This window comes from Neptuniibacter sp. QD29_5, from assembly GCF_047778125.1.
Classification (GTDB): domain Bacteria; phylum Pseudomonadota; class Gammaproteobacteria; order Pseudomonadales; family Balneatricaceae; genus Neptuniibacter.
Map to the genome: position 1 here is coordinate 1,685,267 of NZ_CP180556.1, position 25,755 is coordinate 1,711,021.

The 25,755-nt window shown below is 42.7% G+C and carries 21 protein-coding genes; 12 read left to right on the plus strand and 9 right to left on the minus strand.

The annotated features are described in order from the left end of the window. Positions 1-8 precede the first annotated feature (8 nt). The 4 genes from ACMXYR_RS07735 to ACMXYR_RS07750 form a co-directional block, all read right to left on the minus strand. Positions 9-902 carry an NADH:ubiquinone oxidoreductase gene (locus ACMXYR_RS07735; protein ID WP_415903570.1) on the minus strand — a complete coding sequence of 298 codons (894 nt, stop codon included), beginning with the start codon at positions 900-902 and terminating at the stop codon, positions 9-11. 234 nt (positions 903-1,136) lie between these two features. After that, entirely contained in the window at positions 1,137-3,275 is a 2,139-nt protein-coding gene (locus tag ACMXYR_RS07740) for a Tex family protein (protein ID WP_415903571.1), read from the minus strand. Positions 3,276-3,284: 9 nt separating this feature from the next. Next, positions 3,285-3,713, minus strand: coding sequence for a thioredoxin TrxC (trxC, locus tag ACMXYR_RS07745; RefSeq protein WP_415903572.1), 429 nt, complete (start codon positions 3,711-3,713; stop codon positions 3,285-3,287). Between the two features lie 102 nt (positions 3,714-3,815). Continuing rightward, positions 3,816-5,405, minus strand: a complete 1,590-nt coding sequence (locus tag ACMXYR_RS07750; RefSeq protein ID WP_415903573.1) for an ABC-F family ATPase — start codon at positions 5,403-5,405, stop codon at positions 3,816-3,818. 219 nt (positions 5,406-5,624) lie between these two features. On the opposite strand from ACMXYR_RS07750, the gene ACMXYR_RS07755 reads away from it, so the two are divergent. From ACMXYR_RS07755 to ACMXYR_RS07775, 5 genes are all read left to right on the plus strand, one after another. Further along, positions 5,625-6,053 carry an acyl-CoA thioesterase gene (locus tag ACMXYR_RS07755; protein ID WP_415884540.1) on the plus strand — a complete coding sequence of 143 codons (429 nt, stop codon included), beginning with the start codon at positions 5,625-5,627 and terminating at the stop codon, positions 6,051-6,053. A gap of 3 nt (positions 6,054-6,056) precedes the next feature. Beyond that, on the plus strand, positions 6,057-6,503 hold the full coding sequence (locus tag ACMXYR_RS07760) for a hypothetical protein (RefSeq protein WP_415903574.1): 447 nt from the start codon (positions 6,057-6,059) through the stop codon (positions 6,501-6,503). Between the two features lie 127 nt (positions 6,504-6,630). Beyond that, positions 6,631-8,241, plus strand: coding sequence for an exonuclease subunit SbcD (gene sbcD, locus ACMXYR_RS07765; protein WP_415903575.1), 1,611 nt, complete (start codon positions 6,631-6,633; stop codon positions 8,239-8,241). Then, complete coding sequence (locus tag ACMXYR_RS07770) at positions 8,238-11,936, plus strand: SbcC/MukB-like Walker B domain-containing protein (protein ID WP_415903576.1); 3,699 nt, start codon at positions 8,238-8,240, stop codon at positions 11,934-11,936. Before sbcD ends, ACMXYR_RS07770 begins: the two co-directional genes overlap by 4 nt. Positions 11,937-12,217: 281 nt before the next feature. Next, the gene (locus ACMXYR_RS07775; RefSeq protein WP_415884813.1) at positions 12,218-12,436 is read left to right on the plus strand and encodes a VF530 family DNA-binding protein; all 219 of its coding nucleotides are present in this window, start codon (positions 12,218-12,220) and stop codon (positions 12,434-12,436) included. 334 nt (positions 12,437-12,770) lie between these two features. Here ACMXYR_RS07775 and ACMXYR_RS07780 read toward each other — a convergent pair whose 3' ends face one another. Further along, positions 12,771-13,364, minus strand: coding sequence for a carboxymuconolactone decarboxylase family protein (locus tag ACMXYR_RS07780; protein ID WP_415903577.1), 594 nt, complete (start codon positions 13,362-13,364; stop codon positions 12,771-12,773). A gap of 162 nt (positions 13,365-13,526) precedes the next feature. Between ACMXYR_RS07780 and ACMXYR_RS07785 the strand changes: the two genes are divergently transcribed. After that, positions 13,527-14,426: an AraC family transcriptional regulator gene (locus ACMXYR_RS07785; protein WP_415903578.1), complete on the plus strand. Its 900-nt coding sequence runs from the start codon at positions 13,527-13,529 to the stop codon at positions 14,424-14,426. 164 nt (positions 14,427-14,590) lie between these two features. Here ACMXYR_RS07785 and ACMXYR_RS07790 read toward each other — a convergent pair whose 3' ends face one another. Beyond that, entirely contained in the window at positions 14,591-17,176 is a 2,586-nt protein-coding gene (locus tag ACMXYR_RS07790) for a putative bifunctional diguanylate cyclase/phosphodiesterase (RefSeq protein WP_415903579.1), read from the minus strand. Between the two features lie 429 nt (positions 17,177-17,605). On the opposite strand from ACMXYR_RS07790, the gene ACMXYR_RS07795 reads away from it, so the two are divergent. Next, positions 17,606-17,824, plus strand: a complete 219-nt coding sequence (locus tag ACMXYR_RS07795; RefSeq protein ID WP_415884808.1) for a hypothetical protein — start codon at positions 17,606-17,608, stop codon at positions 17,822-17,824. A gap of 29 nt (positions 17,825-17,853) precedes the next feature. Continuing rightward, the gene (locus ACMXYR_RS07800) at positions 17,854-18,111 is read left to right on the plus strand and encodes a VOC family protein (protein ID WP_415903580.1); all 258 of its coding nucleotides are present in this window, start codon (positions 17,854-17,856) and stop codon (positions 18,109-18,111) included. A 154-nt stretch (positions 18,112-18,265) separates the two neighbouring features. On the opposite strand, the gene ACMXYR_RS07805 is transcribed toward ACMXYR_RS07800, so the two are convergent. After that, positions 18,266-19,201, minus strand: a complete 936-nt coding sequence (locus tag ACMXYR_RS07805; protein WP_415903581.1) for a LysR family transcriptional regulator — start codon at positions 19,199-19,201, stop codon at positions 18,266-18,268. A 145-nt stretch (positions 19,202-19,346) separates the two neighbouring features. On the opposite strand from ACMXYR_RS07805, the gene ACMXYR_RS07810 reads away from it, so the two are divergent. Next, positions 19,347-22,415 carry an FAD-binding and (Fe-S)-binding domain-containing protein gene (locus tag ACMXYR_RS07810; protein ID WP_415903582.1) on the plus strand — a complete coding sequence of 1,023 codons (3,069 nt, stop codon included), beginning with the start codon at positions 19,347-19,349 and terminating at the stop codon, positions 22,413-22,415. Between the two features lie 46 nt (positions 22,416-22,461). Here the strand turns inward: ACMXYR_RS07810 and ACMXYR_RS07815 are convergent, their stop codons facing one another. After that, positions 22,462-23,061 carry a hypothetical protein gene (locus ACMXYR_RS07815; protein ID WP_415903583.1) on the minus strand — a complete coding sequence of 200 codons (600 nt, stop codon included), beginning with the start codon at positions 23,059-23,061 and terminating at the stop codon, positions 22,462-22,464. A 116-nt stretch (positions 23,062-23,177) separates the two neighbouring features. On the opposite strand from ACMXYR_RS07815, the gene rraA reads away from it, so the two are divergent. Both rraA and ACMXYR_RS07825 read left to right on the plus strand, forming a co-directional pair. After that, entirely contained in the window at positions 23,178-23,669 is a 492-nt protein-coding gene (rraA, locus tag ACMXYR_RS07820; RefSeq protein ID WP_415903584.1) for a ribonuclease E activity regulator RraA, read from the plus strand. A gap of 422 nt (positions 23,670-24,091) precedes the next feature. After that, positions 24,092-24,490: a hemerythrin domain-containing protein gene (locus tag ACMXYR_RS07825; protein ID WP_415903585.1), complete on the plus strand. Its 399-nt coding sequence runs from the start codon at positions 24,092-24,094 to the stop codon at positions 24,488-24,490. Here the strand turns inward: ACMXYR_RS07825 and ACMXYR_RS07830 are convergent. After that, the gene (locus ACMXYR_RS07830; protein WP_415884801.1) at positions 24,487-24,918 is read right to left on the minus strand and encodes an RrF2 family transcriptional regulator; all 432 of its coding nucleotides are present in this window, start codon (positions 24,916-24,918) and stop codon (positions 24,487-24,489) included. The genes ACMXYR_RS07825 and ACMXYR_RS07830 overlap by 4 nt on opposite strands. A gap of 171 nt (positions 24,919-25,089) precedes the next feature. On the opposite strand from ACMXYR_RS07830, the gene ACMXYR_RS07835 reads away from it, so the two are divergent. Then, a complete protein-coding gene (locus tag ACMXYR_RS07835) occupies positions 25,090-25,749 on the plus strand; it encodes an HAD-IA family hydrolase (RefSeq protein ID WP_415903586.1) in 660 nt (219 codons plus the stop codon). Positions 25,750-25,755: the final 6 nt, after the last annotated feature.

The following is a 25,755-nucleotide window of genomic DNA, read 5'->3' on the forward strand; positions in this document are numbered from 1 at the left end:
CGTACTACTTAAGGTTTCATTTTACGTTCGATGATTCTGATTGGCGCGGCATCGTTAGCGAGGCCCTTATACGCCATGTAGCGAGGTCGACTAACACCTAAAGGCAGTGCAACTGGAATATCGCCCACTTTTTCTGTTTTGAACAAAGGGGCATCCCTTGGAAAATCAGGAGAAACACAGCCTAAACAAGGCACACCTTCACGGGTTTTGCTGCTGCGGTTATTCCAAAGCTCAGTATTACATGTAGCTGTTGTATAGGGACCTTGGCAACCCAAGTTATAGAAAAGGCAGCCTGCCTCACCAAACTGTTCCTCTTCAATATCGTATTCATGATATTCATTACGCGTACAACCTTGATGAACCATGGTGCTATAGAAAGCGTCAGGCTGGTTAAAATCATTGAGAGGAAGAGGGTAATCGTTGATGAGCGCAATTAAGGTTTGAATGATTGTATTAGGGTGAGTTGGGCAGCCTGATATATTGATGACGGGCAGGCCGCTTTTACTTCTGAATGAATCAGGTAATAAGCCGCCAGAACTTCCTTGGCTCGATTGCATACCCGTACACTCGGTCGGATTAGGTGGTGCGGCTGGAACCCCACCGTAGGCTGCACATGTACCCACGGCTACAACATAATCCGCTTTTTCTGCTAATTCCTTAATGACAAAAGCTTTGGGGCGATCATTAAAGGTATCAAACATACCGCTGCCGTTTGGGCCAAGGGCTAAACTACCCTCAATACATAAAATATTTAGCGGTTTTTTATCAGCAAGAATAAGATCAATGTCAGCAATAAGCTCGCGCATGGGCCGCGTAGAAAGAGAAGGCTGCCAAAGGATATCCAGTTTATATTGTTGCACGAATTCAGGCCATGAAGGTTTGTCTGCACAAAGTAGCGACATTGTGTCTCCGCTACATGCACCAGCCTGCATCCATAGTAAGTTAGTTCTTTTTGTAACCATGGAATCTACTTCAATCAAGCTATGTGGTTACAGTCTAGTATTAGTTATAGCTTATGTCTTCTCTTAGTTATTGATTTTGAACAATAAAAATAGGTTTTTAATGAATAGATTTTAAATTAAATAAACTGCTGAGAATGAATAATTCTCATTAATATAATAATGAGAACTATTCTATTAATCTTCACGCATCGAGAGTGAGATGCGCTGCCTTTTAAGATCTACTTCAAGGACCTTTACTGTGACAATTTGGCCAGGTTTGACAACGTCATGAGGGTCCTTCACGAAGCGGTTGGCTAATTGCGAAATATGCACTAATCCATCTTGGTGAACGCCTACGTCAACAAATGCGCCGAAATTAGTCACGTTTGTAATTGTGCCTTCAAGTACCAATCCTTCAATAAGGTCGTCAACGGTTTCGATGCCGTCCTGTAATGCAGCAGTTTTAAAGTCTGGGCGAGGGTCTCTAGCAGGTTTTTCTAGCTCTTTTATGATGTCCTGAACGGTATATAAACCGAACGTTTCATTGGTGTAATCGACTGGATTAAGTCCTTTTAAAAATTGACTATCACCAATAAGAGATTGCAACGAGCGTTGGTTTCTTTGAGCAATACGTTCAGCTACTTTATAAGCTTCTGGGTGAACGCAGGAGTTGTCTAATACCTGCTTTCCGTTCTGGATACGCAAAAAGGCAGCGGCTTGCTCAAACGCTTTTGGGCCAAGTCTAGGGACTTTTTTAAGCTGAGTTCGGCTCGTGAAAGTGCCGTTATCATACCGATAAGCAACGATGTTGTTAGCTAGCGTTGTGTTCAAACCAGAGATGCGGCTTAAAATTGCAGGTGAAGCACTATTTAGATCGACTCCAACTGCATTTACACAATCTTCAATAACCGCTTCAAGTGCCTGATTAAGCTCAGTTTGATTTACATCGTGTTGATACTGGCCAACGCCAATAGCTTTTGGCTCGATTTTTACCAGCTCAGCTAGAGGATCTTGTAAGCGACGTGCTATCGACACAGCCCCACGGATAGATACATCAAGGTTTGGGAACTCCTCACTTGCGAGTTCCGATGCTGAGTAAACTGAAGCGCCAGCTTCACTCACAATAAGCTTTTGAGCATTAATCGAGTCCTGTTGCTTAAGCATTTCTGTAACGAGCTTATCGGTCTCTCGTGAGCCTGTACCGTTGCCAATACTAATTAGCTCAACATTGTGTTTCTTACTGAGCTTAAAAAGCTTATCGATTGCTTGGTCCCACTGATTATTTGGTGGGTGAGGGTAGATTGTCGCGTGCTCTAACAAACGGCCCGTTGGATCAATCACGGCAACTTTAACGCCGGTTCTAAGGCCTGGGTCGAGCCCTAAGGTGGTTTTAGGGCCTGCAGGTGCTGCGAGCAGAAGGTCGTGAAGATTCCGGCTAAATACTTTAATTGCTTCGGCTTCTGCGGAATCTTTTTGTTTTGTGATTAGATCTTTAGTGAGTTTGGATTTGATTCGACTCTGCCAAGCAGTATGGACTGCTTGAGTGAGCCATCTCCCTGAAGGTCCGTAGTGAGGAAGTTCTGCCATCTTGGATAGGAAAACCTTAAAGCGGTCTTCATCAAAATCTAAAGCTGATTTCAGTATGCCTTCATTGATGCCGCGCAAAATCGCTAGCATGCGATGTGAAGGGATGGATTTAATCGCTTCACTATGAGCGAAGTAATCACGGAATTTTGAACCTTCGCTTTCTTTACCTTTGCTAACAGATACCTTTAGTTTGGCTTCATTCCACACACGCAGTTTAAGTTCAGCCTGCAACTTCAGGTCTGTTAACAGACGATCAGTTAAGATGGCTTGCGCACCGTCTAAACAATCTTCCTTGGAGCTGAAACCTTTATCAGAACAGATAAAAGTTTTGGCTAAAACGTAAGGTTGTTGATCAGGCTTTTGAATGATTTGATCTAGTAATTTATCTAAGCCAGCATCAACAGCGATTTGAGCTTTGGTTTTGCGTTTACTTTTGAATGGTTGATAGAGCTCTTCTAGCTCAGTCTTACTATTGATCTGATTAATCTGCTGGTGGAGTGCAGGTGTTAATATGCCATCTTGTTGGAGCTTATCTGTGATCGTTTGTTTTCGAGCCTCTAGCGCACGGAGATAATCTAAACGCGCCGCTAACTGTCTTAATTGCGCATCATCTAGCGCACCGGTAGCTTCCTTTCTATAACGTGCAATAAACGGGACGGTGGAGCCACCATCCAATAACTCTATTGCTGCATTAACTTGTTGAGATTTGACGCCTAGCTCTTTGGCGATCTGATTTGAAAGCTCCATAGAGTACTCTTACGCCTTCTGTAGGGTTTGCAAAATCCATTGCTTTAGCTGAGGTTCTGAGAGTGCGCCTGCAACACGATCGATCTCTTTGCCAGCTTGAAACATCACAAGGGTAGGGATGCTACGGATATTCATATTCTGACTAGTCCGTGGTGCCTTTTCAGTATCTACTTTTGCAAAGAGCAGTATTTCAGATTCAGCTGCAGTCTTCTCAAATATGGGTTTCATCATCTGGCATGGGCCGCACCAGCTAGCCCAGAAATCTACGATGACAGGTAACTCATTACCACCAACATACTTTTCAAAAGATTGATCATTTAGTTCTGCTGGTTGATGGGTGTGTAGCGGGCCTTTGCACTTACCACATTTGCCATCGACATGTGATTTGTCATCAGGAATACGGTTGGATGTATTACAGCTAGGGCAGACAATAATCATAAAGCTCACCAAAGAATTGAAAGTAATTTATGCGAGGGTAAAAATTTAAAAGCCTGATTGAGGTTAACTGCAATCAGGCTTTTTAGGCATTAGCGCTTAGGTTTATTCTACGCCTTGGCTCTTCAGGTAGTCTTCGTAACCACCGCGGAAGTCGACAATGCCATCTGGCGTGATCTCCAGAATGCGGGTTGCTAGAGAGGATACAAACTCGCGGTCATGGCTGACAAAGATCAACGTACCTGGGTAGTTCTCTAGGGCTAGGTTTAAGGATTCAATCGATTCCATATCTAAGTGGTTAGTTGGCTCATCCATCAGCATGATGTTTGGACGTTGAAGGATAATCTTGCCAAACAGCATACGGCCTTGCTCACCACCCGAGATCACTTTAACCGACTTATTGATCTCTTTTTGTGAGAAAAGTAAACGGCCCAGCGTACCACGGATGACTTGCTCATCATCGCCTTCTTGGCCCCATTGCCCCATCCAATCAAGCAGTGTTTTATCTTCTTCAAAATCAGCTGCATGATCTTGGGCGTAGTATCCAAATTCTGAGTTCTCAGACCATTTTATCTCGCCAGCAGTCGGCAGAAGGTCACCATACAGACAACGTAATAGGGTGGTTTTACCACTACCGTTAGGCCCGATAATAGCGATGCGCTCGCCAACCTCTACCATTAGGTTAAGGTCTTTAAACAGTTCTTCATCAAAAGATTTACCTAAACCTTCTACTTCAACAGCTAGACGGTGTAGCTTAGTGTCTTGTTCGAAGCGGATAAATGGGTTCTGACGGCTTGAAGGTTTCACCTCCTCTAACTCGATCTTCTCTATACGACGTGCACGTGACGTTGCTTGCTTAGATTTAGATGCGTTGGCAGAAAAGCGGCTCACAAAGCTCTTAAGATCAGCGATCTGTGCTTTCTTCTTAGCGTTATCAGCAAGCAGGCGTTCACGTGCCTGTGTCGATGCAGTCATATACTCATCGTACGAGCTAGGGTAAACACGTAACTCACCGTAGTCCAAATCAGCCATGTGCGTACACACACTGTTTAGGAAGTGACGGTCGTGCGAGATGATTATCATAGTGCAGTTACGCTCATTAAGAACGCCTTCCAGCCAACGGATCGTATTGATATCCAAGTTGTTGGTAGGTTCGTCTAGCAACATGATGTCTGGTTCTGAGAACAGTACCTGTGCAAGTAAGACACGAAGCTTCCAACCAGGTGCTACTTCACTCATCGGGCCGAAATGCTGCTCAGTCGGAATGCCTACACCTAAAAGCAGTTCGCCTGCACGTGATTCAGCACTATAGCCGTCCATCTCAGCGAATTCGCCTTCGAGCTCTGCTGCACGAATGCCATCTTCTTCAGTCATGTCTGGATTAGCGTAGATAGCGTCACGTTCTGATTTAACAGCCCACAACTCTTCATGGCCCATAATAACGGTATCCATCACGCTGAATTCTTCGTAAGCGAACTGATCCTGTTTTAGCTTACCAATACGCTCGTTTGGCCCTTTGGAAACATTGCCTGCGCTTGGTTCTAAGTCTCCGCCTAAGATCTTCATAAATGTGGATTTACCACAGCCATTTGCGCCAATTAAACCGTAGCGATTACCTTCGCCAAATTTAACTGAAACGTTTTCGAATAGAGGTTTAGCACCAAACTGCATGGTGATATTTGCTGTGGTTAACACGATATTAGATCCGCTATAGATGACTGCGCTCTTAAGGAGCGAGTAAGGAGATAAATTTTGTGCGTATTATGCCAATAACTGCATGTAGGTAAAAGGTTGAAGCGTTGCTTTCTAGGCTGAGGATTCAAAACAACTTACGCAAAACCTTATATACCAAGGTATAGTAATAAGTACATATTGGAATAACAGACCTCCATCTAAGAAGTAGGACAATGCATTATGTCTGAGAAAGACCAAACACAAGAAGTTACAAAGGGCCGCCTGACTACACGTACTATGGCCATGCCAGGTGATACCAACCCTTCAGGAGATATTTTTGGTGGTTGGGTGTTATCGCAGATGGATATTGCGGCGGGTATCTGTGCAGGCCAGCGCGCGCAAACCCGTGTAGTGACTATGGCGGTAGATAGCATGTCTTTCATCCGTCCAGTAAAAGTGGGTGATGTACTGGGTGTCTATACGGAAATTGTAAAAGTAGGCCGTACATCGATGCAGATTCACGTTGAAGCTTGGGTGCGCCGTAGTCGTATTGGTAAACGTGAAAAAGTAACACAGGCGATTTTTAAGTTTGTCGCGATCGATGATGATGGCGTACCAACACCTGTTCCTGCAGAAGCCGATCTGCCAGCTTACGTTTTGGAAGATTAAGTCGTGATTACATTTTCGCTTATCAATAAATTGTCTGCTCCAGAGATAGAGTCTCAATCTGATGTTCGTTATCTTCTGAGGCAAGAGGGTCGAAAGCAAAGTTTGGTGCTGTGTTATGCGGTAAAACGGGACTTCCTTTCAGTACCCAAAACTTATTCGATTCTCGAATTTAGTGCTGATGAAGTGCTCGAAGTTCATCAGATGTCTATTGAGGACTATCTCGATGGTTTCGAAGAGGATATGGATATACCGCAGGCGGGTTTTTATCAATTCGACACGGATGAGCCAGAGGAGGCCAGCACTGATGGCGAGGATGAGACTGATGTCCTTGTGCTAGTGATTAGCGGCAGTGTCTTTGAAGTTACCTACCAAACGTTCAAACAACACGAAGATACCTATTACTGTGCCAATGCTGAACAGGCATTAATTCAGTATTTAACCGCTGAATAAATGCCTAGCTAACACCACCATATTACAGAGACTATGGATGGTGCTCCTAGCGGTAACAATATAATATGAGCTTCACCTCAAATGAGGTGAAGTTTCATTGTATCTATGGATTGCCGAGCCTTACTTAATGCGCATTTTACACACCTCTGACTGGCACTTAGGTCAGCACTTTATTGGAAAAAGCCGATTAGCCGAACACCAAGAATTTATAAAATGGCTATTAGGTAAAATACAATTAAATCATATAGATACGTTAATAATATCAGGTGATATCTACGACACGGGTTCACCACCAAGTTATGCGCGAGAGTTATATAATCAACTCGTTATCGAAGTAAACAAACTCGATTGTCAGTTAGTGGTTTTAGGCGGTAATCATGACTCTGTTTCAACACTGAATGAATCCAAAGGCCTGCTTAAACATCTCAATGCAGAAGTCGTAGCGAGTGTTGAATCTGAGTTAGAGCAGCAGATTATTACCTTGAAAAATCACTCGGGTGAACCGGCTGCCATCCTGTGTGCCATTCCATATATTCGTCCTCGCGATGTGATGCAAAGTGCCGCTGATCAATCGGCTAAAGAGAAAGCGCATTCATTAGGCACGGCAATCGCAGAACACTATCAAGCCATCTATGATCTGGCTGATCTAAAGCGAAAAGAGCTTGGGCTGTCTATCCCGATCATCGCTACAGGGCATTTAACAGCAATGGGTGTTAAAACCTCCGAGTCTGTTCGTGATATCTATGTTGGTAATCTAGAGGCATTTCCAGCCAGTGCATTTCCACCAGCAGATTACATCGCTTTAGGCCATATTCACCGCCCGCAAATTGTCGCTAAGTCTGAACATATTCGCTATTGCGGCTCACCAATCCCTTTAAGCTTTGATGAGATCGGTACGCAAAAGCAGGTATTGATGGTTGAATTTGAACAAAGCCATTTAAAAGAGATAACACCGCTCCTAGTACCGACCTTCCAACCTATGGCAAGTATCAAGGGTGATCTTGATTCAATTAAAGCGCAATTGGCTGAACTTGAAGCTAAACAGCATGAACTTCCGGTTTGGTTATCGATTGAGGTTCAAACCCAAGATTACCTCAATGATCTTACCCAACGTATTTCGCAACTAACTCAAGATCTTAACGTTGAGGTTCTGCAGCTACGAAGGGCACGCAAACAGACCCAGCGAGGTTTAGTCGGCAAGGAGAAAGAGACGCTCTCTGAATTGAATGCTTACGAGGTTTTCACACGTAGGCTTAACGATGAGGTTTTCGAATCCGAAGCCGAACAAAACCGTATTCAACGACTTAAAGATCGCTTCTGCCAGATCGTAACGACTGTAGAGTCTGAAAATGATCTTCCTGCAAGTAAGCCAGCGGATGAGTTCTTTTCTACAACACAGACATCTCCTGCTCAAGACTGCCTAGAGCAAGAGCACTTGGAATCAGAGGATTTAGAACATCCTAGTGAGCATGCTGCAGTTGAAGAGTCTGATAGTGTTGATGAATCAGAAGAGCTTGGACAGGAAAAAGAGCCAGACCAAGACCATAACACTCTAAATCTGTTTTCTTTAGAGAGTGAATCTTCCGATGAGTCAAAATCCATTCCAGTTAAAAACAAGCGCACAAAAGGCAAAACGGAAAAAGCCGAGCCGTCTAAACAGCTAAATGACACTAAGATCGATCAAGATGATCTTTTCTCTGCTTTAGCTTCGGAAACAGCAGAGGAGAAGAGCCTGTGAAAATATTAGCGCTGCGCTTTAAAAACATTAACTCGCTAAAAGGTGAGTGGAAGATCGATTTTACTCAATCGCCGTTTATCGATAATGGTCTTTTTGCCATCACAGGCCAGACAGGTGCCGGTAAGACGACAATTTTAGATGCGATCTGCTTGGCCCTCTATCACCGTACGCCTCGATTAGGGACTATCTCTAAAAGCACGAATGAACTGATGACTCGCGGTACAGCAGACTCGCTCGCTGAAGTTGAATTTGAAGTAAAAGGTAATTGCTATCGTGCATTTTGGAGCCAGCGTCGTTCCAGGGATCAGGTTGATGGCAATCTACAAGAAGCTAAAGTTGAATTGGCAGAGGTAAGCGTAAGCGGTGAAGGTAAAATCATTGCCTCACAGGTTAAGCAGAAGAATGAGCTAATCGAGACAATTAGCGGCTTAAACTTTGACCGCTTTACTAAATCTATGATGCTCTCTCAGGGCCAGTTCGCAGCGTTTCTCAATGCTGATGCCAATGAAAGAGCCGGTTTGCTGGAAGAGTTAACCGGTACGGCTATCTACAGCTTGATATCTGAAAAGGTATACGAGCAATTCAAAGAGGCAGATAACCACCTCAAACAGCTAGAAGCTCAGGCTAAAGGTGTTGAGCTGTTATCGGATGAGAAGATTGTTGAGCTTAAATCCGAACAAACAACGATTAGTATACAGCTTAAAACCTTAGAGAAAGAGCAGAGCGAACAGCAATCAAAGGAACGCTGGTGGACTGATCTGCAAAAAGCTGAGCAACAAAAGCAAAGCGCTTTAACTGAACAAGAAGGCGTTAAGCAACGTAAAGAAGCCGCTAAAGGCTCTCTTGAAAAGCTAGCAGTGAGTGAACCAGCTGAGAAACTAAAAGCTCCGTACCAACTTTATCAAAGTGCACAGCAACGGTTTAACGATCTTACACAGATTAAAGAACAAAATGCAGCTCAATTAGTATCGGCTATTGATCAGCATAAAAGTTCAGCGCAATCTCTTAATGAAGCAGAGCTAAAACTAAAACAGACTAAACAGCATCAATCAGAACAAGAAACGCTGATTAACGAGCAAGTAGTGCCATTGGACGCTGAGTGCGATCGGCTTGAGCAGTTAAAAGAGAGCGCAACTGCAGAGCTAAAAAAACATCAGTCTGAATTAGAACAGCAGAAAACAACACAAAAACAGATTAACGACAAAATTAATCAAGCCAAGGTTGAAACCTCGCAGCTTGAAAATCAAATAGTCGAACTTCGTCATCTTGAAGCTGCTGCAGAGCGTATCCCTTTATGGCGTAGTCAGCTAGAGCAAACTCAGCAACACGAGGCTGAAGTTCAAAAACTGACAGATCATCTTTCTGGCTTACAAAAGCAAATAGATACGGAAAAACAGAAAACTGAACAGCTACAGCAGTATGTTTCTGAAAGTTCTACACAAAAAGAGAAGTTGAACGACGGCTTTAAGAGCACTCAGGAGCAGTTGCAAGCACTATTAAATGGCCGTGTGCTGGCCGATATAGAAGCACAGTACAGCCAGCAACACTCTCTGCAAGCAAGCTTTATGCAGGCGAAGAATCTATCTGCTCAGTATATCCAGCTGCAAAGTGAGCAAACTGTTGGCAGTAATGAGTTAAGTCAGCTGGAAGTTACTGCTCAGAAAATTGAAGGCGATCTCACTAATCTTCGTGAGCAGTATCAAAGGGAAGATCAGCAGTTCAAAGATTTAAAGCGACTGTTAGAGCAAGAGCGTCAAATACAAAATCTCGAAGCAGAACGGGCTAAGCTTCAACCGGATCAGCCTTGTCCGCTTTGCGGCTCAAAAGAGCACCCCCTAGTGGCTGATTATCAACCTTTAGATATGGGCGAAACCGAGCAGCGCTTTGTGATGGCTGAACAAACGCGTGATCATCTGAAGACTCAAGGTACTCAACTAAGAGAGCGCTATAACCAATTGACGACCGTTCAGATAGTTAACCTTAAAACTCGCCTGCAGCAGACTAATGAGCAGAAACAGCAGCTCTTGCAAGAGTGGAAAGTTTTACAGCAACTGTTAGGTTTTAGTCTCGAGCCCAACCAGACTGAACTGCTAGATTATGCAATTACACAATTCGAGCAGCAGCTTAGTAATCAGCAAGCTGATATCGAACAACTACGCCAATTAAGTGAGCAGATCAATCAACAGCAGCAAGGAATCCATAAAGCAGAGCAGGCCTTACAGCAAGCTCAAGCTAACTTAGAGCTGGCCAATAAAGAATGCGAAAACTTAAGTCAGTTACAGCTTAAAGATACACAGCGTCTGCAAGAGCTTAACGAGCAGATCGCTGTGGTTAAGCAAGGTCTATCTCAAGAAGTGGCTGAAATACGACTGACGCTACCCGAACAAGGGCTAACGGATTGGTTAAATACGCTAGAAAGCCAAATCGCTAACTTACAACAGTTACAGCAGCGCCTTGAAACCTTAAATCGCATCCAAGAAACATCGGCGCTTGAGTTAACTCAGGCTGATCAATCGCTTGAAAAGCAAACTGCACTCTGTACTGATCAGCAAAACAATCTTAATGAACTCTCCAAGGAGCTGGCAGAAAAGCAAGCAACGCGTCAGGCTCTCTTTGGTGATAAATCAGTTACAGAGGAGCGCTCACGTCTACTTGCAGAGGTAGACAAAGCTGAGCAAAGCCACAAACAGGTATCAGCTTCACATAAACAGTACGAAACTGCGCTAACCCGTTTGCAAACAACAGTTGCTGAGCAAGAGCAACAGCTGGGTTTGCTCCAAACTGAATTTAGTCATCAGAAAATTGAATGGCAACAAGCGCTAGTAGGTAGTCCATTTGATTCTGAGCAGGCACTCCTCGATGCCCTAATTTCTGACGAAGAAAGGCAGCAGTTGAAAGCGCTAAGCGAAGAGATCGCTAGAGCTGAACAGCATTCTCAAACTTTACTTAAACAAGCGGATCAACAATTAAAAGAGTTACAGCAGTTTGGATTAGAAAAACAGTATGAAAACATCGATGGTGAGCAAATCGTTCAAGAGCTGGCTGAGTTAGATAAACAGATTAAACAGCTTTTACTTCAAAAGGGTGAACGCAGTGCACTACTGCAAGACAATGAAAAGCGCCGCGAATCGCAACAGCAGCTGTTTGAACAGGTAGAGCAGTCAAAGCAAGAATATGATGATCTTTCCTATTTGAACTCCCTTATTGGATCTCAAAAGGGAGATAAATTCCGCCGCTTTGCTCAAGGCCTAACACTCGACCATTTGGTTCACCTAGCGAATAAGCAACTAGAACGCCTGCACGGTCGTTATATGCTCCAAAGAAAACAATCGGGTGCTCTAGAGCTTCAAGTACTGGATACCTGGCAAGCCGATACTGTAAGAGATACAAAAACTTTATCCGGCGGTGAGAGCTTCCTAGTGAGCCTGGCTTTAGCATTGGCACTATCTGATCTTGTCAGCCAGAAAACCAGTATCGACTCACTTTTCTTAGATGAAGGTTTCGGCACTCTAGATAGCGAAACCTTAGATACTGCTTTGGATGCACTTGATAGCCTAAATGCTTCAGGCAAGATGATCGGCGTTATCAGTCATATTGAAGCAATGAAAGAGCGTATCCCCGTGCAAATCAAAGTTAAGAAAATGAGCGGGTTGGGTATGAGTAAGTTGGAAGATGAGTATTCGATGGCAGGTTAAACGGAGAGCTAGAATAGCTTGGTCTGTTTATTCTTATTCTTATGGTCAACTCAGATTAACCATGTTTTAAAAGTAAATGGTCGAAAGGCATCAGCAGGTTAAAAAATAAGTTGCTTAGTTTAGGGATCAAGCTTTCATAAGTTCTCAGAAACCGACGCTGTTAGCGCTATATCAATAGAAGAGGCTATGACATAAAGGACTTTGGTTTCTTTAATATGCATCATGCGCTGAGGTTATTCTGCTAAAATTGCTGCTAATTGTTTTGATACTAGGAATTTATTGTGAGCCAAGAACAACCGAATAACCCTCTACATGGCCTAACGTTAGAGAAGATACTGACTCGTTTAGTGGATTATTACGGTTGGGAAGGTTTGGATGCACAGATTAAACTCAACTGTTTCTACAATAACCCTTCAATTAAGTCATCTCTCAAATTCTTACGCCGTACTCAATGGGCGAGAGATAAAGTAGAAGCTTTGTATATTAAAACCTTTAGTTAATTAAAACTTGTTCTATAAAGAAGTGTTTGTGGCGCTATATCGGAGAAGGGAGATGGTGCTGTTTGTCACTTAATACGGTGATAAAAATGATGAAAACAGCCTACTTAAATATTTTTGGTAGGCTGTTGTTCTTTCTAATGTACGAAAGCAACCGTCGCATTTCAAAACGCTTTTAAGATCAGGATGTTGCCTGCTTAAATAGGTGATGCCAGATTTTTCTACGAGATCTAACATCTTTTCGCTTTCTACAAATCGAGAAACATTAATTGGCGACTTAATTTGATCTTATGCAACTATTTCTTTATTTGCGTGAATGTCCTAGCGGTGATAGTTGCTAGGTTAGAAATTCACCTCTCAGTGATGGCTTAACCCATGCTTTGGGTTGGGCTGGTTCATCGAGAGGTGTCTGTGCAATCGAGTTAGTATAGTTACTCATAGTTTTAACGGCTAAACCAAGAATCACTTCGAGTGCAAGTTGCTGGTTGTAACCTGCTTTCAGGAACGAGGCCAATGCATTGGGTTCAATGCTGCCGCCGGTTCTGACCAGATCGCGAGCAAATACGCGTAACACTTCGTACTTTTCGTTGTTTAAGTTGCTGCCATTTCTTAATGCTTCTACATCTTCTGGGTCGATACCTGCATTTTCCGATAGGATTGTATGCCAAGGCATGCAGTACTGGCAGTTGTTTTCAAAATTGGCCGCTTGATACACCACCTGGCGTTCGGCGGGTGTTAGGCTGGTTTTATCGAAATGGTCCCAAGCTGTCATGTAAGAAGCCAGCAGTGCCGGTGCTTGAGCCATGACTCCTTCTACGTTGGGTAGAAGGCCGAAAGCGGCTTCAGCTTGCTCAATGTATGGTTTTGAGCCTTCTGGAGCTGTTTCGGCATTGAGGATTTTAAAGGGTTCTACTCTGTGCTGAATGGTCATTAGCTTTTCCTTAACAATGTATCGATTAATGTATGAGTAAAGCGAATTTGTCTAGGCTTATGCTCACAAGTTAGGGGTTAGCTTATGCGTATATGGTGACTTACTATATGTTCAAATCTCTTGATAATATGTCCAATTCGCCATTTTGGATGCCTGTTTTAAATGGACTCGCTATCGGCAATATTGAATACTTTTCGGCTTGAAGCAGAAATAATACAAAGCGCTCAGTATTGTGGTGATTGGGCGATCAAAACTTCAGGCCAGGGGCATGTCACCTTTCACTTTGTTACTCAAGGTTGTTGTTATCTTGATGCGGATTGCTTCGATGCCCCATTACTAATGAATGCTGGGGATTTTATTTTATTTTCACGCGATGCTAATCATAAGCTGGAGTCTTCACCTGAATGTGGCGTTCCAGTTAATAGCGTTAAATCTCTGAGCTACACAGAAGGTTTGCAGTTAGAAAGTGTGGGTTTGTTGTGTGGCTATTTTTGTTTTAGTCATGCTGCCAGTAATCCGTTGTTGCAATCACTACCTGAATATATCTACTACCAAGCTGGCTCATCTGAAAATGGCGCTGCTATTCAAGGATTGCTTGATGTTATTAAGGCTGAAGTGATTGAGAATGGAAGCGGGCATACTATCGTAATTAACAGGTTAACAGAGTCTTTATTTGCCTTACTTCTTCGGGCGTACATTAATCGGGCTCGTGAAGCGTCTTTGGCAACGGGGTTGGCGGCTGCTCTTGCGGACTCTAGGATCAGTCGAGCGCTAGATGCTATTCATAATAATCCAGAGACTAACTGGAGTGTTCATGAGCTAGCTGAAATAGCGACAATGTCGCGATCAGCATTTGCCGATCGATTTAAAGTGTTACTTCAGGAGCCGCCTAAAACCTACTTAAGTCGATGGCGAATGCAAAATGCGTGGATATGGCTCAAAGAGGAGGGCGCTACAACGATAGATGTTGCTAATCGTTGTGGCTATGAAAGTGAAGCTGCTTTTTCAAAGGCTTTTAAAAAAGTAACTGGCCAGACACCTGGCAGTGTACGTAATCAATAATCTTTTAAAGGTAAAAAAGCAGCTAAGATTTGGCAGAGGAACAATTAGGGGTAGAAGAACCTTAACGCATTTATTATGAAGGACTAATTTTGAAGTAGCCAAAGGCTCAAAGGTGACAGCCTAACCATAATCACTGGTTAGGCTGTTTTAAATAATCTAAACCCTTAATGCTCGAGTACAGCAACTGTTTTTAGAATTCCTTCAAGATCAGGGCTAGGTTTGCCTAAGTGGTAGCCCTGTGCGTATGTAATACCCGCTTTTTCTACCAGCGCTAACACTTCTTCGCTTTCTACAAATTCAGCTACTGTTTCTACATTAAGCTCTTGAGATAGGTGAGAGATACTATTCACAAAGGCCATATCTCGGGCATCATTCGCCATGTTAGCAATAAACTCACCTTCAATTTTGACGTAATCGATAGGTAGGTGTTTAAGGTAATGGAAAGATGAGAAGCCTGAGCCAAAGTCATCTATCGCGAGTTTAAAGCCTTTGTCTTTTAGACTCATGACAAAGCTTTCTAGCACGGAGATGTTTTTGACTGTATCTCGTTCAGTGATTTCAAATACGACGCTCTCAGGGTTGATGGCGTGACTTTCAGCTAGCTGTTTAATGGTTGGGATAAAGTCACTAATAATGATAGAGCGGGGAGATAGATTGATAAAAATCTTACCGTCGTAGCCCGTTGCTTTAACTTGCTCAAAAGCTTTATCCATGACGATATAGTCAAGCTGGTGGACCTTACCTATAGATTCAGCAATTTCGATAAACTCACCTGCGCTCATGAGTCTGTCACCTGAAAGCTTAATGCGACTGAGTACTTCAACAGCATGAATATCGCCAGTTTTGGAGCATACGATCGGTTGGAATGCAGGGATGAGTTCTTTACGCTCAATTGCTTGAGTAACCAATACGGTTTTATCGGACATCTCTTTGAAGATGTCGACTAACTCATTTTCATTTGGTAATGCAATCTGATCTTTACCGGAGTTTTTAGCTCGGTACATCAGATTATCTACGAACATAAACAGGTCTTTTTTGTTTTGGGCATGGTCAGGGTAGATACCCATGCCTAACGAACCAGTTAGCTTCAGGAAGGTGTTTGAATCGTAATACAGAGAATGATTACGACTTGTAAGAAGAATTGTTTCAGCTACTTGGGCAGCGTGTGTAACATCGCTCTCTGGCAATACAATCACAAACTCATCGCCGCCGTAACGAGCTATGATGGCGTCTTTACCTAGTGCGTTTTGCAATGCTTCAGAGAAGTCAGCGAGTAGCTTATCGCCCCAGCTGTGTCCATAGCCGTCGTTTATGCTCTTAAAGTTATCTAGATCGAGTAACAATAAAGCTACTTTATAGTCATGGCGATCTGCGCGGTCTAACTCATAATCTAATAGTTCCCAGAACATTCGCTGGTTATACAGATTGGTTAGTGGGTCACGCGTTGCATAGTATTCAAGGTCTTTGGTGTATTTGTAGATTGCACGCACAGAACCTACTACGTTAAGCAGGGTAGATAGAATGCTTTCAAGGACGAGTAGTTTGGTTGTATCTTGAATAGTATCTGAGTGAACCCCAATTCCTACAATGCCGCCAATTTTCGGTGTTTCTACTAGTAGTGATTTACTTTGAAGCTCGATGGCTTTGTCATCTAGATCAATCTCTTCTGCATGTTCATTTACCATGTTGTGACGAATATTGATGTCACTAAGTTCAAAAGGAGAACCATCTTGAGCAAGACGCTTCATGATGGCTTTTTCCATCGATTTACGGGTGCGTTCGCTTGGAGGTTGTAGCCAGAATACCTCTAAGTCAAATACTTCGTTATCTACCTTAAAGATAGAGAACATGGTGTAAACGTTCATTACCTTATTTATATCAACAATTAGGAAATTGACGTATTCCCGCCAGTCTCGTACCACTTCAGAAGTGATAACAAACTTTTCCAATAACCTAATTTCAAACTCAAGTAGTTCTTTGTCGACGGCTATATCATTAAGTTTGGATGACAGATTTTTTACTTGCGAGAATATGTCCTGTAACTCACGGAATGCGAGACGATCCCTACCTTCTTCGATACGGGATAGGTCAGAAATAGATTCAATACTGTCAATACTATCAGCTAGTTGCTCTATCGAGTTGTCTATCCGAGATGTGATTTGACGCGTGGCTAAAAATGCGAGCAATAGCGGCAATGGAGAAACTAAGATCAGTGTTAGAATAAGTTCCTTATTTGCATTTAAAAGTGACTTATCTAACTCTTGAGTTACTTCGATCATGCCTAATGTATCACCATCATTCACATTTGAGTGGCAATGGGTGCAAACTTCTTTGGCGTTAAGAGCATAGTAGTAGCTGATGCTATCGTCAGTAGAAACCAGCTGTGATTGGCCAGATTCAAGCACTTTACGGTGAGTGTCCGACAAGGCTGGTGATTCCATCTCACCGAATCGTTCTGTTACGAGATTGCCACGAAAGATAGAAACGCTTAGATCGCTATCTTTATTGTCTTTCTCCATCTGTTTCATGAATTGCTCTAGTTGGTGTCTGTTCCAACCCTGACTCATGACCAGATACATAGAATTAAATGTTTGCTTCGCAATACGCTCGGCCATGACACTGGCATTTTTTTCAATGCTCTTAGTGAACGCATAATGAGTAACAGAAACAAGAACAAGGAATCCAAGAACAGAAAAGATAAACGTTCTTTGGAGTAGGAAACTACGAATAGATGTAGCGGACTTCTTCACCGGTAACCACGCATTTATTTATTATTATTGTTCAATTTAGTCGAAGGCCAATATAGATGCTATTTCTTGCAAACCGATTGATCGGGGTCAATAAACGGTCAGACTAAAGCATTTATTCATACATTCTTAAGTGGCTAAATTGATCTAACTATATGTTTAACAAGGAATTGATTAGTGAATGTTAAACATAATCAAATTCTTAGGCGGCAATTCTATTCAGTCACAGGGGGCTGTTTCAACATATTTCTTCAAATTATAAGAAAAGGTACCGTTATAACGCTTATGTAACTATAGAGTTTGTGTCTTCTGAATGTGTATTGATCAATGATGTTGCGGTTTAATTTTATGCAGCAATTAATACCAGCATTGAGTCTGGCGATATCAACTATTATCATCCGCGCAACTAAGTTGTAATAAAGGTATTTCTTAATGGTTTTATTCTTTCCAATTGAGCAAGAATTGGATTGTATTAGCTCTAGTGGCCGTATTCTTGGGAAGATTCAGTTTGATGTCTTTAAGGATAAGTACTTTTTTACACCAAACGAAGAATCGTTGGAGCTAACAGACGAAGAAGAATCTTGTATAGTCGCTCGATTAGCAGGCCTTGAAGCAGGTATCTTCTCTTTTGCTATGCAGGATGAAGATTGAGTGCTAATCAAACCTGAATGGGCAGTGTTGTGAATATTGAGCGTCTTGATCACCTTGTCCTAACTGTAAAGGACATAAATATAACCGTGGAGTTTTATACAGCGGTTTTAGGTATGGAGAAGGTTGTCTTTAAGGGAGGTCGTATAGCGCTCGTTTTTGGTCAGCAAAAAATTAATTTGCACCAACTTGGGAATGAATTTGAGCCCAAAGCGCATCAGGTCCAAACAGGTAGTGCAGAATTATGTTTTATCGTTCAGCAGCCAGTTGATCAACTAATCCAGCATTGAGCTGATAATAAGGTGAATGTGATCGAAAGGCCGGTGATTCGAACTGGAGCAGTAGGTAAAATTATCTCGGTTTATTTGCACGATCCTGACGGTAATCTTATCGAACTCTCTAATTATGTGGATGAATGAGTGCGCTCCGCACTCCCTTAGTCTCTTAAATAATATCAACAAATTTAGGTAGGCTGGCAGTTTCAAATTGGCTGGTGATCAGCTTAAGTAGGCTTTCAGCTGCAGGACTTAAAGCACGGCCTTTTCTTGTGAGAATGCAGATCTCACGTTTTAATGTTGGGTTGGTTAGTGGAACAAAGACTAATTGATCAAAAGCGCTGGTACTTGCTGCAAGGGCGGGTAAAAGGGATATGCCAATACCTGTCTTAACCATCTCCGCTAAGCCTGCTGGGGTTGATACCTCAATTAAGGCACCTTGCAGTTTTAAATCTAAGTTATTCTCTTTTTGAAGTTTTAAAAGTTGTGTACGTGTGCCGGTATCTTCAGTTAAGTGAACTTGATCAAGCTCACTAACTTGGCTCCATTCTAATTCTTTAAATGTCGCTAAAGGGTGGTCGAGCGGCAAAACCACACCGTAACGATCGCTTAAAACTGGTTGGTATTTAAGTTCTGATTGGTGAGAGTGGTTACCACCGATGCCGAAGTCCACTTCATTATCCAGTACGCGCTGTTCTATGCCTCCGGCGTTGTCATCTCTTAGATAGATGCCTATCTTTTGATACTGCTGATGGTACGTTTTGATTATTGGAGGTAGTACGCGACCGATCATTGACGGTGATGCTGCTATACCTACCTGGCCTTGTTGTTGCGTCGCGGTGGCTTGTAGATCATTAAACGCAGTATCAAAATCTGAGATTAACTTTTCTGCTACAGGAAGAAAGCCTTCGCCTTCACCAGTTAGCAAAACGCGGCGGGTAGTGCGGTCTAAGAGCTTTAAGCCCGCTTGATCTTCAAGCTGTTTTATCGTTGCTGTAAGAGTTGATTGGGTTAGGTGTAAGTTATCTGCTGCACGGGTAAAGCTACCGCAAGCCACGATCTCAACAAAAGCGCGTAGATGTCGAATGGAGATATTGTTCGTCATTATCAATTAATCTATCGAATTTTATCGTTTGATTGATAAATGATAATTCTGCATTATTGCGCCCAATATCACAAATTGAGCATTTGACTGTATGAGAGCAATTGAGCGCTGCTCTTGAGATACGGTCATTTATAGAGGCAGTATTATGATTCCTCGTCTTTCCCAAGTCGAAACTACCGAAGCTATTTACCTTCAGTTTATCGAAGCGTTACAGAAAGCGGGTTTTGCTGGTGATCTAAATCAGGATTACGCAAACCGTATCGTTCTTTCGACAGACAACAGTATCTATCAGATGCTACCTCAAGGTGTTCTGTACCCGAAATCTACAGATGATTTGGTACTGATCGCCAAATTAGCGGATGAGTCTCGTTTTGCTGAGGTAAAGCTGAGTGCACGTGGCGGTGGTACAGGTACAAACGGTCAGTCGCTAACAGATGGCTTGATTGTTGATGTATCTAAGCACATGAACCAAGTGTTAGAGATTAATGCAGAAGAGCGTTGGGTTCGTGTTCAAGGCGGTGTAGTTAAAGACCAACTTAACCGTGCACTAAAACCTTATGGTTTCTTCTTTGCGCCAGAACTGTCTACCAGTAACCGTGCAACAGTAGGCGGCATGATTAATACCGATGCCAGTGGTCAGGGCTCGGTCATGTACGGTAAAACCCGTGATCACGTTCTAGAACTGGATTCAGTGTTCTTAGGAGGAGAGCTTTGGAACTCTAAACCGATTTCTGATCAAGAGCTGGCTGAGATAAAGCAGCGTGATGATCGTGTTGGTGAAGTGCACAGATTGGTGGATGAAGTATTCACCGAGAAGAAAGATCTGATTGATGCCAAGTTCCCTAAATTAAACCGCTGCCTCACAGGTTATGATCTTGCGCATATCCGTGATGAAGAAGGGCGCTTTAATCTAAATTCGGTACTTTGTGGTGGTGAAGGCTCTTTGGCTTTTATTGCTGAAGCTAAGTTGAATGTTCTGCCAATTCCTAAGTTCGCTGCATTGGTTAACGTTAAGTATGACAGTTTTGAATCATCTTTGCGTGACGCTACAGACTTAATGGAATGGAACCCAACATCCATAGAAACCATTGATTCTAAAGTACTTAATCTTGCAATGGGCGATATTATCTGGGACACGGTAAGTGCCTATTTCCCGCAAGAGGAAGGTGAGCCAGAGATCAGTGGTATCAACCTAGTTGAGTACACATCCGATGATGAAGAATCTCTAAAAGCCGATGTTGAGCGATTAGCAGAATATCTGAAATCTGTTGCTGGTCAGGCTGGTAAGAGCTTTGGCTTCTCGGTGGTTTACGGTGCGGGCGAGATCAATAAAGTTTGGGCGATGCGTAAAAAGGCAGTTGGCCTTCTAGGTAATGCTAAGGGGCAAGAACGTCCAATCCCATTCGTTGAAGATACTGCTGTACCGCCTGAGAACCTTGCTGATTTCATCATGGAATTCCGTAAAGTGCTGGATGATCGAGATCTGGCTTACGGTATGTTTGGTCACGTCGATGCCGGTGTGCTGCACGTACGACCTGCTATTGATATGAAAGATCAGCTACAGGAATCTTTAATTCGTGATATCACTGATGAAGTGGTAGCGCTGACCGTTAAATACAAAGGTTTGTTGTGGGGCGAGCATGGTAAAGGTGTTCGTTCTGAGTATGCACCTGAGTTCTTTGGTGAATTGTATCCTGAGCTACAACGAATCAAAGGTGGGTTTGACCCGCGAAACCAGATGAACCCGGGTAAGATCGCTACGCCAGCAATTGATGGTGCTGAGCTGCTTAAAATCGATGCAGTGCCAACGCGTGGCCAATTTGATCGTCAGATCAGTTCAGAAACGCGTGAAGAATATAAAGAAGCAATGTTCTGTAACGGTAACGGCGCATGCTTTAACTACGATCCAAATGACGCAATGTGTCCATCATGGAAAGGTACTCGTCAGCGCATTAATTCACCCAAAGGTCGTTCTTCACTGATTCGTGAATGGCTTCGCCTGATGGAACAAAATGGTACGGATCTGGTTGAAGAGGCTAAGCGTGTTAAAGCGAGCTCCTTTATTGCTTCTCTACCAAAACGTATTAAAAACACGCTGGCGAAGAAAAAAGAGGAAGAGTACGACTTCTCACATGAAGTACATGAATCCATGATGGCATGTCTGGCGTGTAAGTCTTGTGTTGGACAGTGCCCAATCAAGGTTAACGTTCCAGATTTCCGTGCGCGGTTCTTAGAGGTCTACTACGGTCGTTATCTACGTCCTGCGAAGGATTACATAGTGGGCTCTCTAGAATACATGATTCCTTGGTTGTCTAAGTTCCCTGCACCATACAACTGGGCGATGCAGAACAAGGCACTTAAAGCGATCTTCCGTAAGCATGCGGGCATGGTAGATAGCCCTACAATCTGTACTAATAGCTTGATTGCTGGCATGAAAGCACGTGGTGTTGAGTTCGCTTCGCCACAGCTAATTAAGAGTTTAAGTGAAGAGCAACGTAGTAACGCGGTAATCATCGTACAGGATGCATTTACAAGTTACTTTGAAACGCAGTTGGTGTTGGATCTTGTCGATCTGCTTTCTGGGCTTGGTTTTTATGTTCTATTAGCGCCATTTAAGCCAAATGGTAAGCCTTTGCATGTTCATGGCTTTATGAAAGCATTTGAAAAAGCGGCTGAATCTAACAGCGCTATGCTAAAAGAGCTAGATAACACGGGCGTACCAATGATTGGTATAGATCCTTCGATGACGCTGACTTATCGTCAGGAATACGGTTATGTAATTCCAGAGAAAGATCTGCCAAAAATTCAGTTGATTCAAGAGTGGTTGAGCAAGCAAAAAGATAAGCTTGGTGCTTTCGATCTAGCTAACAGCTCTACAACTGAATTTAAGTTGATGGCACACTGTACAGAGAAGACCAATGCCGCCCCTAGTATTCGAATGTGGCAGCAGATCTACGAAGCGATGGGCTTAAAGCTGGATATTCAAGCGGTAGGCTGTTGCGGTATGTCAGGTACGTACGGCCATGAAACTCAGAACGTTGAGACATCCCGTGAGATCTACCAATTGAGCTGGTCTGAAGTGGTAAATAACCCAGAAAATAAAGATCGCTTACTTGTGACAGGTTACTCGTGCCGTAGCCAGGTTAAGCGTATTGATGATCAACAATTGCCGCATCCGATTCAGAAATTGCTGAGCCTATTGAAGGATAAGTAATTATCAACTCTAACTTAAAAACGCAGCTTAAAGCTGCGTTTTTTGTTTAACGAGCTTTTGTAATATAGAGATCTTGAAATCCTCGTTCTCTGAGTTGTGCTGCTTTTTCTAGAGCTTCAGATTGCGTTTCATATCTTCCATACGAAAGGCCTAGGTAGCCATTGGTCATGCTATATAAATTTAAGCTTTCGCTATTCTCAAGACGAGAGATAGCAGTCTGCCGGCTGGATTCTAATTTATAAGCACCCAGTTGTATGGTGTATATGCCATTTGTATTTATTCTACTGTTCTTGCCATCATCAAGTGTAAGGTTTGCATAGCGCGTATCCTTTGGAGCAGGTAGACGGATATGCTCAATTACTTTTACTGAATTTTGGGCAGAATTTTTATTGTGCCTGGTAGTTTCTTGTGACTGTATCGCTACTGAGGGCTTATATCCTACTCGCGTAACTAGCGCTTCTTGCTTGTTGTAGTCTTTCGAGATTGGAGCTGATTGACTGAGCGTAGGAGGGGTAGGCAGAGAGCAATTGTCAGTATTATCAATGCAAAATGTATGTTGTTTTTGGCTACAGCCAACTAGAAATACAAATGTACTGATAGCTATCGTCGCTTTCAGAGAGCTTGTTTTATTAAGAATTAAACTCATTTTCAATCCTAGCCCAAAAGAGTAGTGCAATTGCACAATGAATCGGCGAATATACCTCCTTTAGAATTTGAGAGCACCTGTTCTTAGGTGCAGTTATCCAGTTTAAGGAGCATATTGTGGAAGATCTTTTGCCAGAACTGTGTGATCAGTTCCCAGACCAAGTACAGGTTGTTGAGCCAATGTTCGGTAACTTTGGTGGTAAAGAGCGTTTCGGTGGCGAAATTGTTACTCTAAAAGCTTTTGAAGATAACTCTTTGGTTCGTGAGCAGGTTGCTCTACCTGGTAAAGGTAAAGTACTTGTAGTCGACGGTGGTGCTTCAATGCGTCGCGCAATGCTTGGCGATATGCTTGCTGAAAAAGCAACGAAAAATGGCTGGGAAGGCATCATCATCTACGGTTGCATCCGTGATGTTAACGCAATCAGTGATCTAGATATTGGCGTGCAGGCACTAGGCTGCCACCCAATGAAGACTGAAAAGAAAGGTCTTGGTGAGCTTAACGTAGATGTTACTTTCGGTGGCGTGACATTCAAGCCAGGCCAGTACGTATATGCAGACAATAACGGTGTATTGGTGTCTGCTGAAAAGCTAGAGCTTTCTGAAGGCTAATTCAGTTAGTTTTTTAAAGCCCGCTACAAGCGGGCTTTTTTGTTTTTAAATAGTGCTCATTTGGTAAGAAATGTAAGTTTTGGCGAGTAAAACAAATGTGCTCATGCCTACAATTCCCCACAAAAAAATCATTCGACCTTCTATAGTGGCTTGCGCTTTTTTAGATACATGCCAAACGGTCCAGAACTTAAATAAGATCATACCTAGCACAAGGGAGTAGACAACTAACTCTGTATTGCTCCAAATAACCATAAGTCCTCACACATAAAATGTATTTGAAATAAATCGATAAACAATATAATGTATTTATATTACATGTTAAAGGAATATCAGAAGAAAAGCCAAATTTAATTAAGTTTGGTGTGCTATGAATAATCTTGAGATAATTAATTTGCAAATTTTGTAGTGAGGGTAGTGAGGGCATGAAAAGAGTAGAAGCGTTAATTCCGCTAAGCCACGATCATCATAAAGCTTTAGTTACTGTTAAGCATATCAATGACTTAAGAAAAGAAGCTGATAGGGAGGTTGATGAATACTGGCAGGCTAAAAGAGAGGTTTTATGCAGAGAGTTAAAGCCTCATTTCGATCAAGAAGAGCGTGCTTTATTACCATTGCTCGTAGGTGAGGGAGAGTCGCTAGCGGATCGCCTTGTAGATGATCACAAGCAATTGTTGAGCATGTTGGATGGAGATGATTCGAGCGTGGTAAATCGTTTTGCTGAGCTATTAAAGGAACATGTACGATTTGAAGAGCGCAACTTGTTCCCTTGGTTGGAGCTTAATTATAAGAAAGAAGAATTAGCGACAGCGATGGCGACCTAAACCGATTTTGTCGTTATTAAGCTATCACGCATCGCGTCGTTATTTAGCATATCTGCCAGTGTGTACTTTTCTAGGACTTGCATAAAGGCTTTTTGAGCATCGCCGAGTACATGCTGGAGAGTGCAGAAACCTGTTAGACGACAGTGTTGCTGTCCACAATTAATTAGCGGTTGTCTGCCTTCTGCATCGGCAACAATTTCTCCAATATTTATCTCTGCAGGAGGCTTGGCTAGTTTAATGCCGCCTTTTTTCCCGCGAAAGGTATCTAAATGTCCAGCCTTGGATAGTGCATGTACCACTTTGCGAAGGTGTTCTACAGAAATATCGTAACAACCTGCTATCTCGGCAAGCGTCACCAAACGATCATCGTTCGTAGAAACATAGAATAAAACGCGAAGGGTGTAATCTGTGAATCGACTTAATTGCATATGGACGGGCTTTTTTAAAAATGTCTGCAAAATATACGTTATGCGATTGCTACAAGGCAAGAGCTACCTTAAGAAAAGTCTAATAAGAAAGCTGTTTCATTGATCTTGACCTTTATCGGTACTTCTATATATACATAGATTCCTTTCTTATGAATTAGTTAAGAGGTTTGAGTGTACAAACTACTCATTTTTGATTGGGATGGCACAATCATCGATTCTGCCGCCAAAATCATCTCCTGCATGCAGCTAGCAGCAAAAGATAGCGGTTTTTATATTCCTACCGATGAAGAAGTTAAAAATATAATCGGGTTAGGTTTACCTGAGGCGATTAAAATTCTGATTCCTGATGTCGATCAGGATGGGATAGAGCTGATGCGACAGAATTATGGGCGATATTTTTTAGGTAATGAATCTACGCCTTCACCACTGTTTCCTGGGGCACAAAAAAGTTTAGAGCAGATGCATAGTAAAGGTATGCGTATGGCTGTAGCGACTGGTAAGAGTCGCAAAGGTTTAAATCGTGTATTTGCTGAAACGGGGTTAGGTTATTTATTTGAATCTTCTCGCTGCGCCGATGAAACTATCTCGAAACCTCACCCTCTAATGCTAGAGGAAATTCTACAAGAAACCGGTGTTTCAGCCTCTGAGGCTGTTATGATAGGCGACACCGAATATGATTTAGAGATGGGTAAACAGGCCGGTATGGATGTTATCGCTGTCAGTTACGGTGCCCATCATTTAGACCGTTTAAAAGGTTATAACCCGGTTTTGGAAGTTCATAAGTTTCCGGAATTGGAAAATTGGTTAGAAAGTCAGGGTGTTTTTGCCTGATACAGG

Coding starts and splice junctions, on each gene's coding strand:
- ACMXYR_RS07815 (WP_415903583.1), bottom strand. CDS start 23,061: ATGAGTTTAATTCTTAATAAAACAAGCTCTCTGAAAGCGACGATAGCT.
- ACMXYR_RS07825 (WP_415903585.1), top strand. CDS start 24,092: ATGAAAAGAGTAGAAGCGTTAATTCCGCTAAGCCACGATCATCATAAA.
- ACMXYR_RS07785 (WP_415903578.1), top strand. CDS start 13,527: ATGGACTCGCTATCGGCAATATTGAATACTTTTCGGCTTGAAGCAGAA.
- ACMXYR_RS07735 (WP_415903570.1), bottom strand. CDS start 902: ATGTCGCTACTTTGTGCAGACAAACCTTCATGGCCTGAATTCGTGCAA.
- ACMXYR_RS07830 (WP_415884801.1), bottom strand. CDS start 24,918: ATGCAATTAAGTCGATTCACAGATTACACCCTTCGCGTTTTATTCTAT.
- ACMXYR_RS07805 (WP_415903581.1), bottom strand. CDS start 19,201: ATGACGAACAATATCTCCATTCGACATCTACGCGCTTTTGTTGAGATC.
- trxC (WP_415903572.1), bottom strand. CDS start 3,713: ATGATTATTGTCTGCCCTAGCTGTAATACATCCAACCGTATTCCTGAT.
- sbcD (WP_415903575.1), top strand. CDS start 6,631: ATGCGCATTTTACACACCTCTGACTGGCACTTAGGTCAGCACTTTATT.
- ACMXYR_RS07795 (WP_415884808.1), top strand. CDS start 17,606: ATGGTTTTATTCTTTCCAATTGAGCAAGAATTGGATTGTATTAGCTCT.
- ACMXYR_RS07780 (WP_415903577.1), bottom strand. CDS start 13,364: ATGACCATTCAGCACAGAGTAGAACCCTTTAAAATCCTCAATGCCGAA.
- ACMXYR_RS07810 (WP_415903582.1), top strand. CDS start 19,347: ATGATTCCTCGTCTTTCCCAAGTCGAAACTACCGAAGCTATTTACCTT.
- ACMXYR_RS07740 (WP_415903571.1), bottom strand. CDS start 3,275: ATGGAGCTTTCAAATCAGATCGCCAAAGAGCTAGGCGTCAAATCTCAA.
- ACMXYR_RS07755 (WP_415884540.1), top strand. CDS start 5,625: ATGTCTGAGAAAGACCAAACACAAGAAGTTACAAAGGGCCGCCTGACT.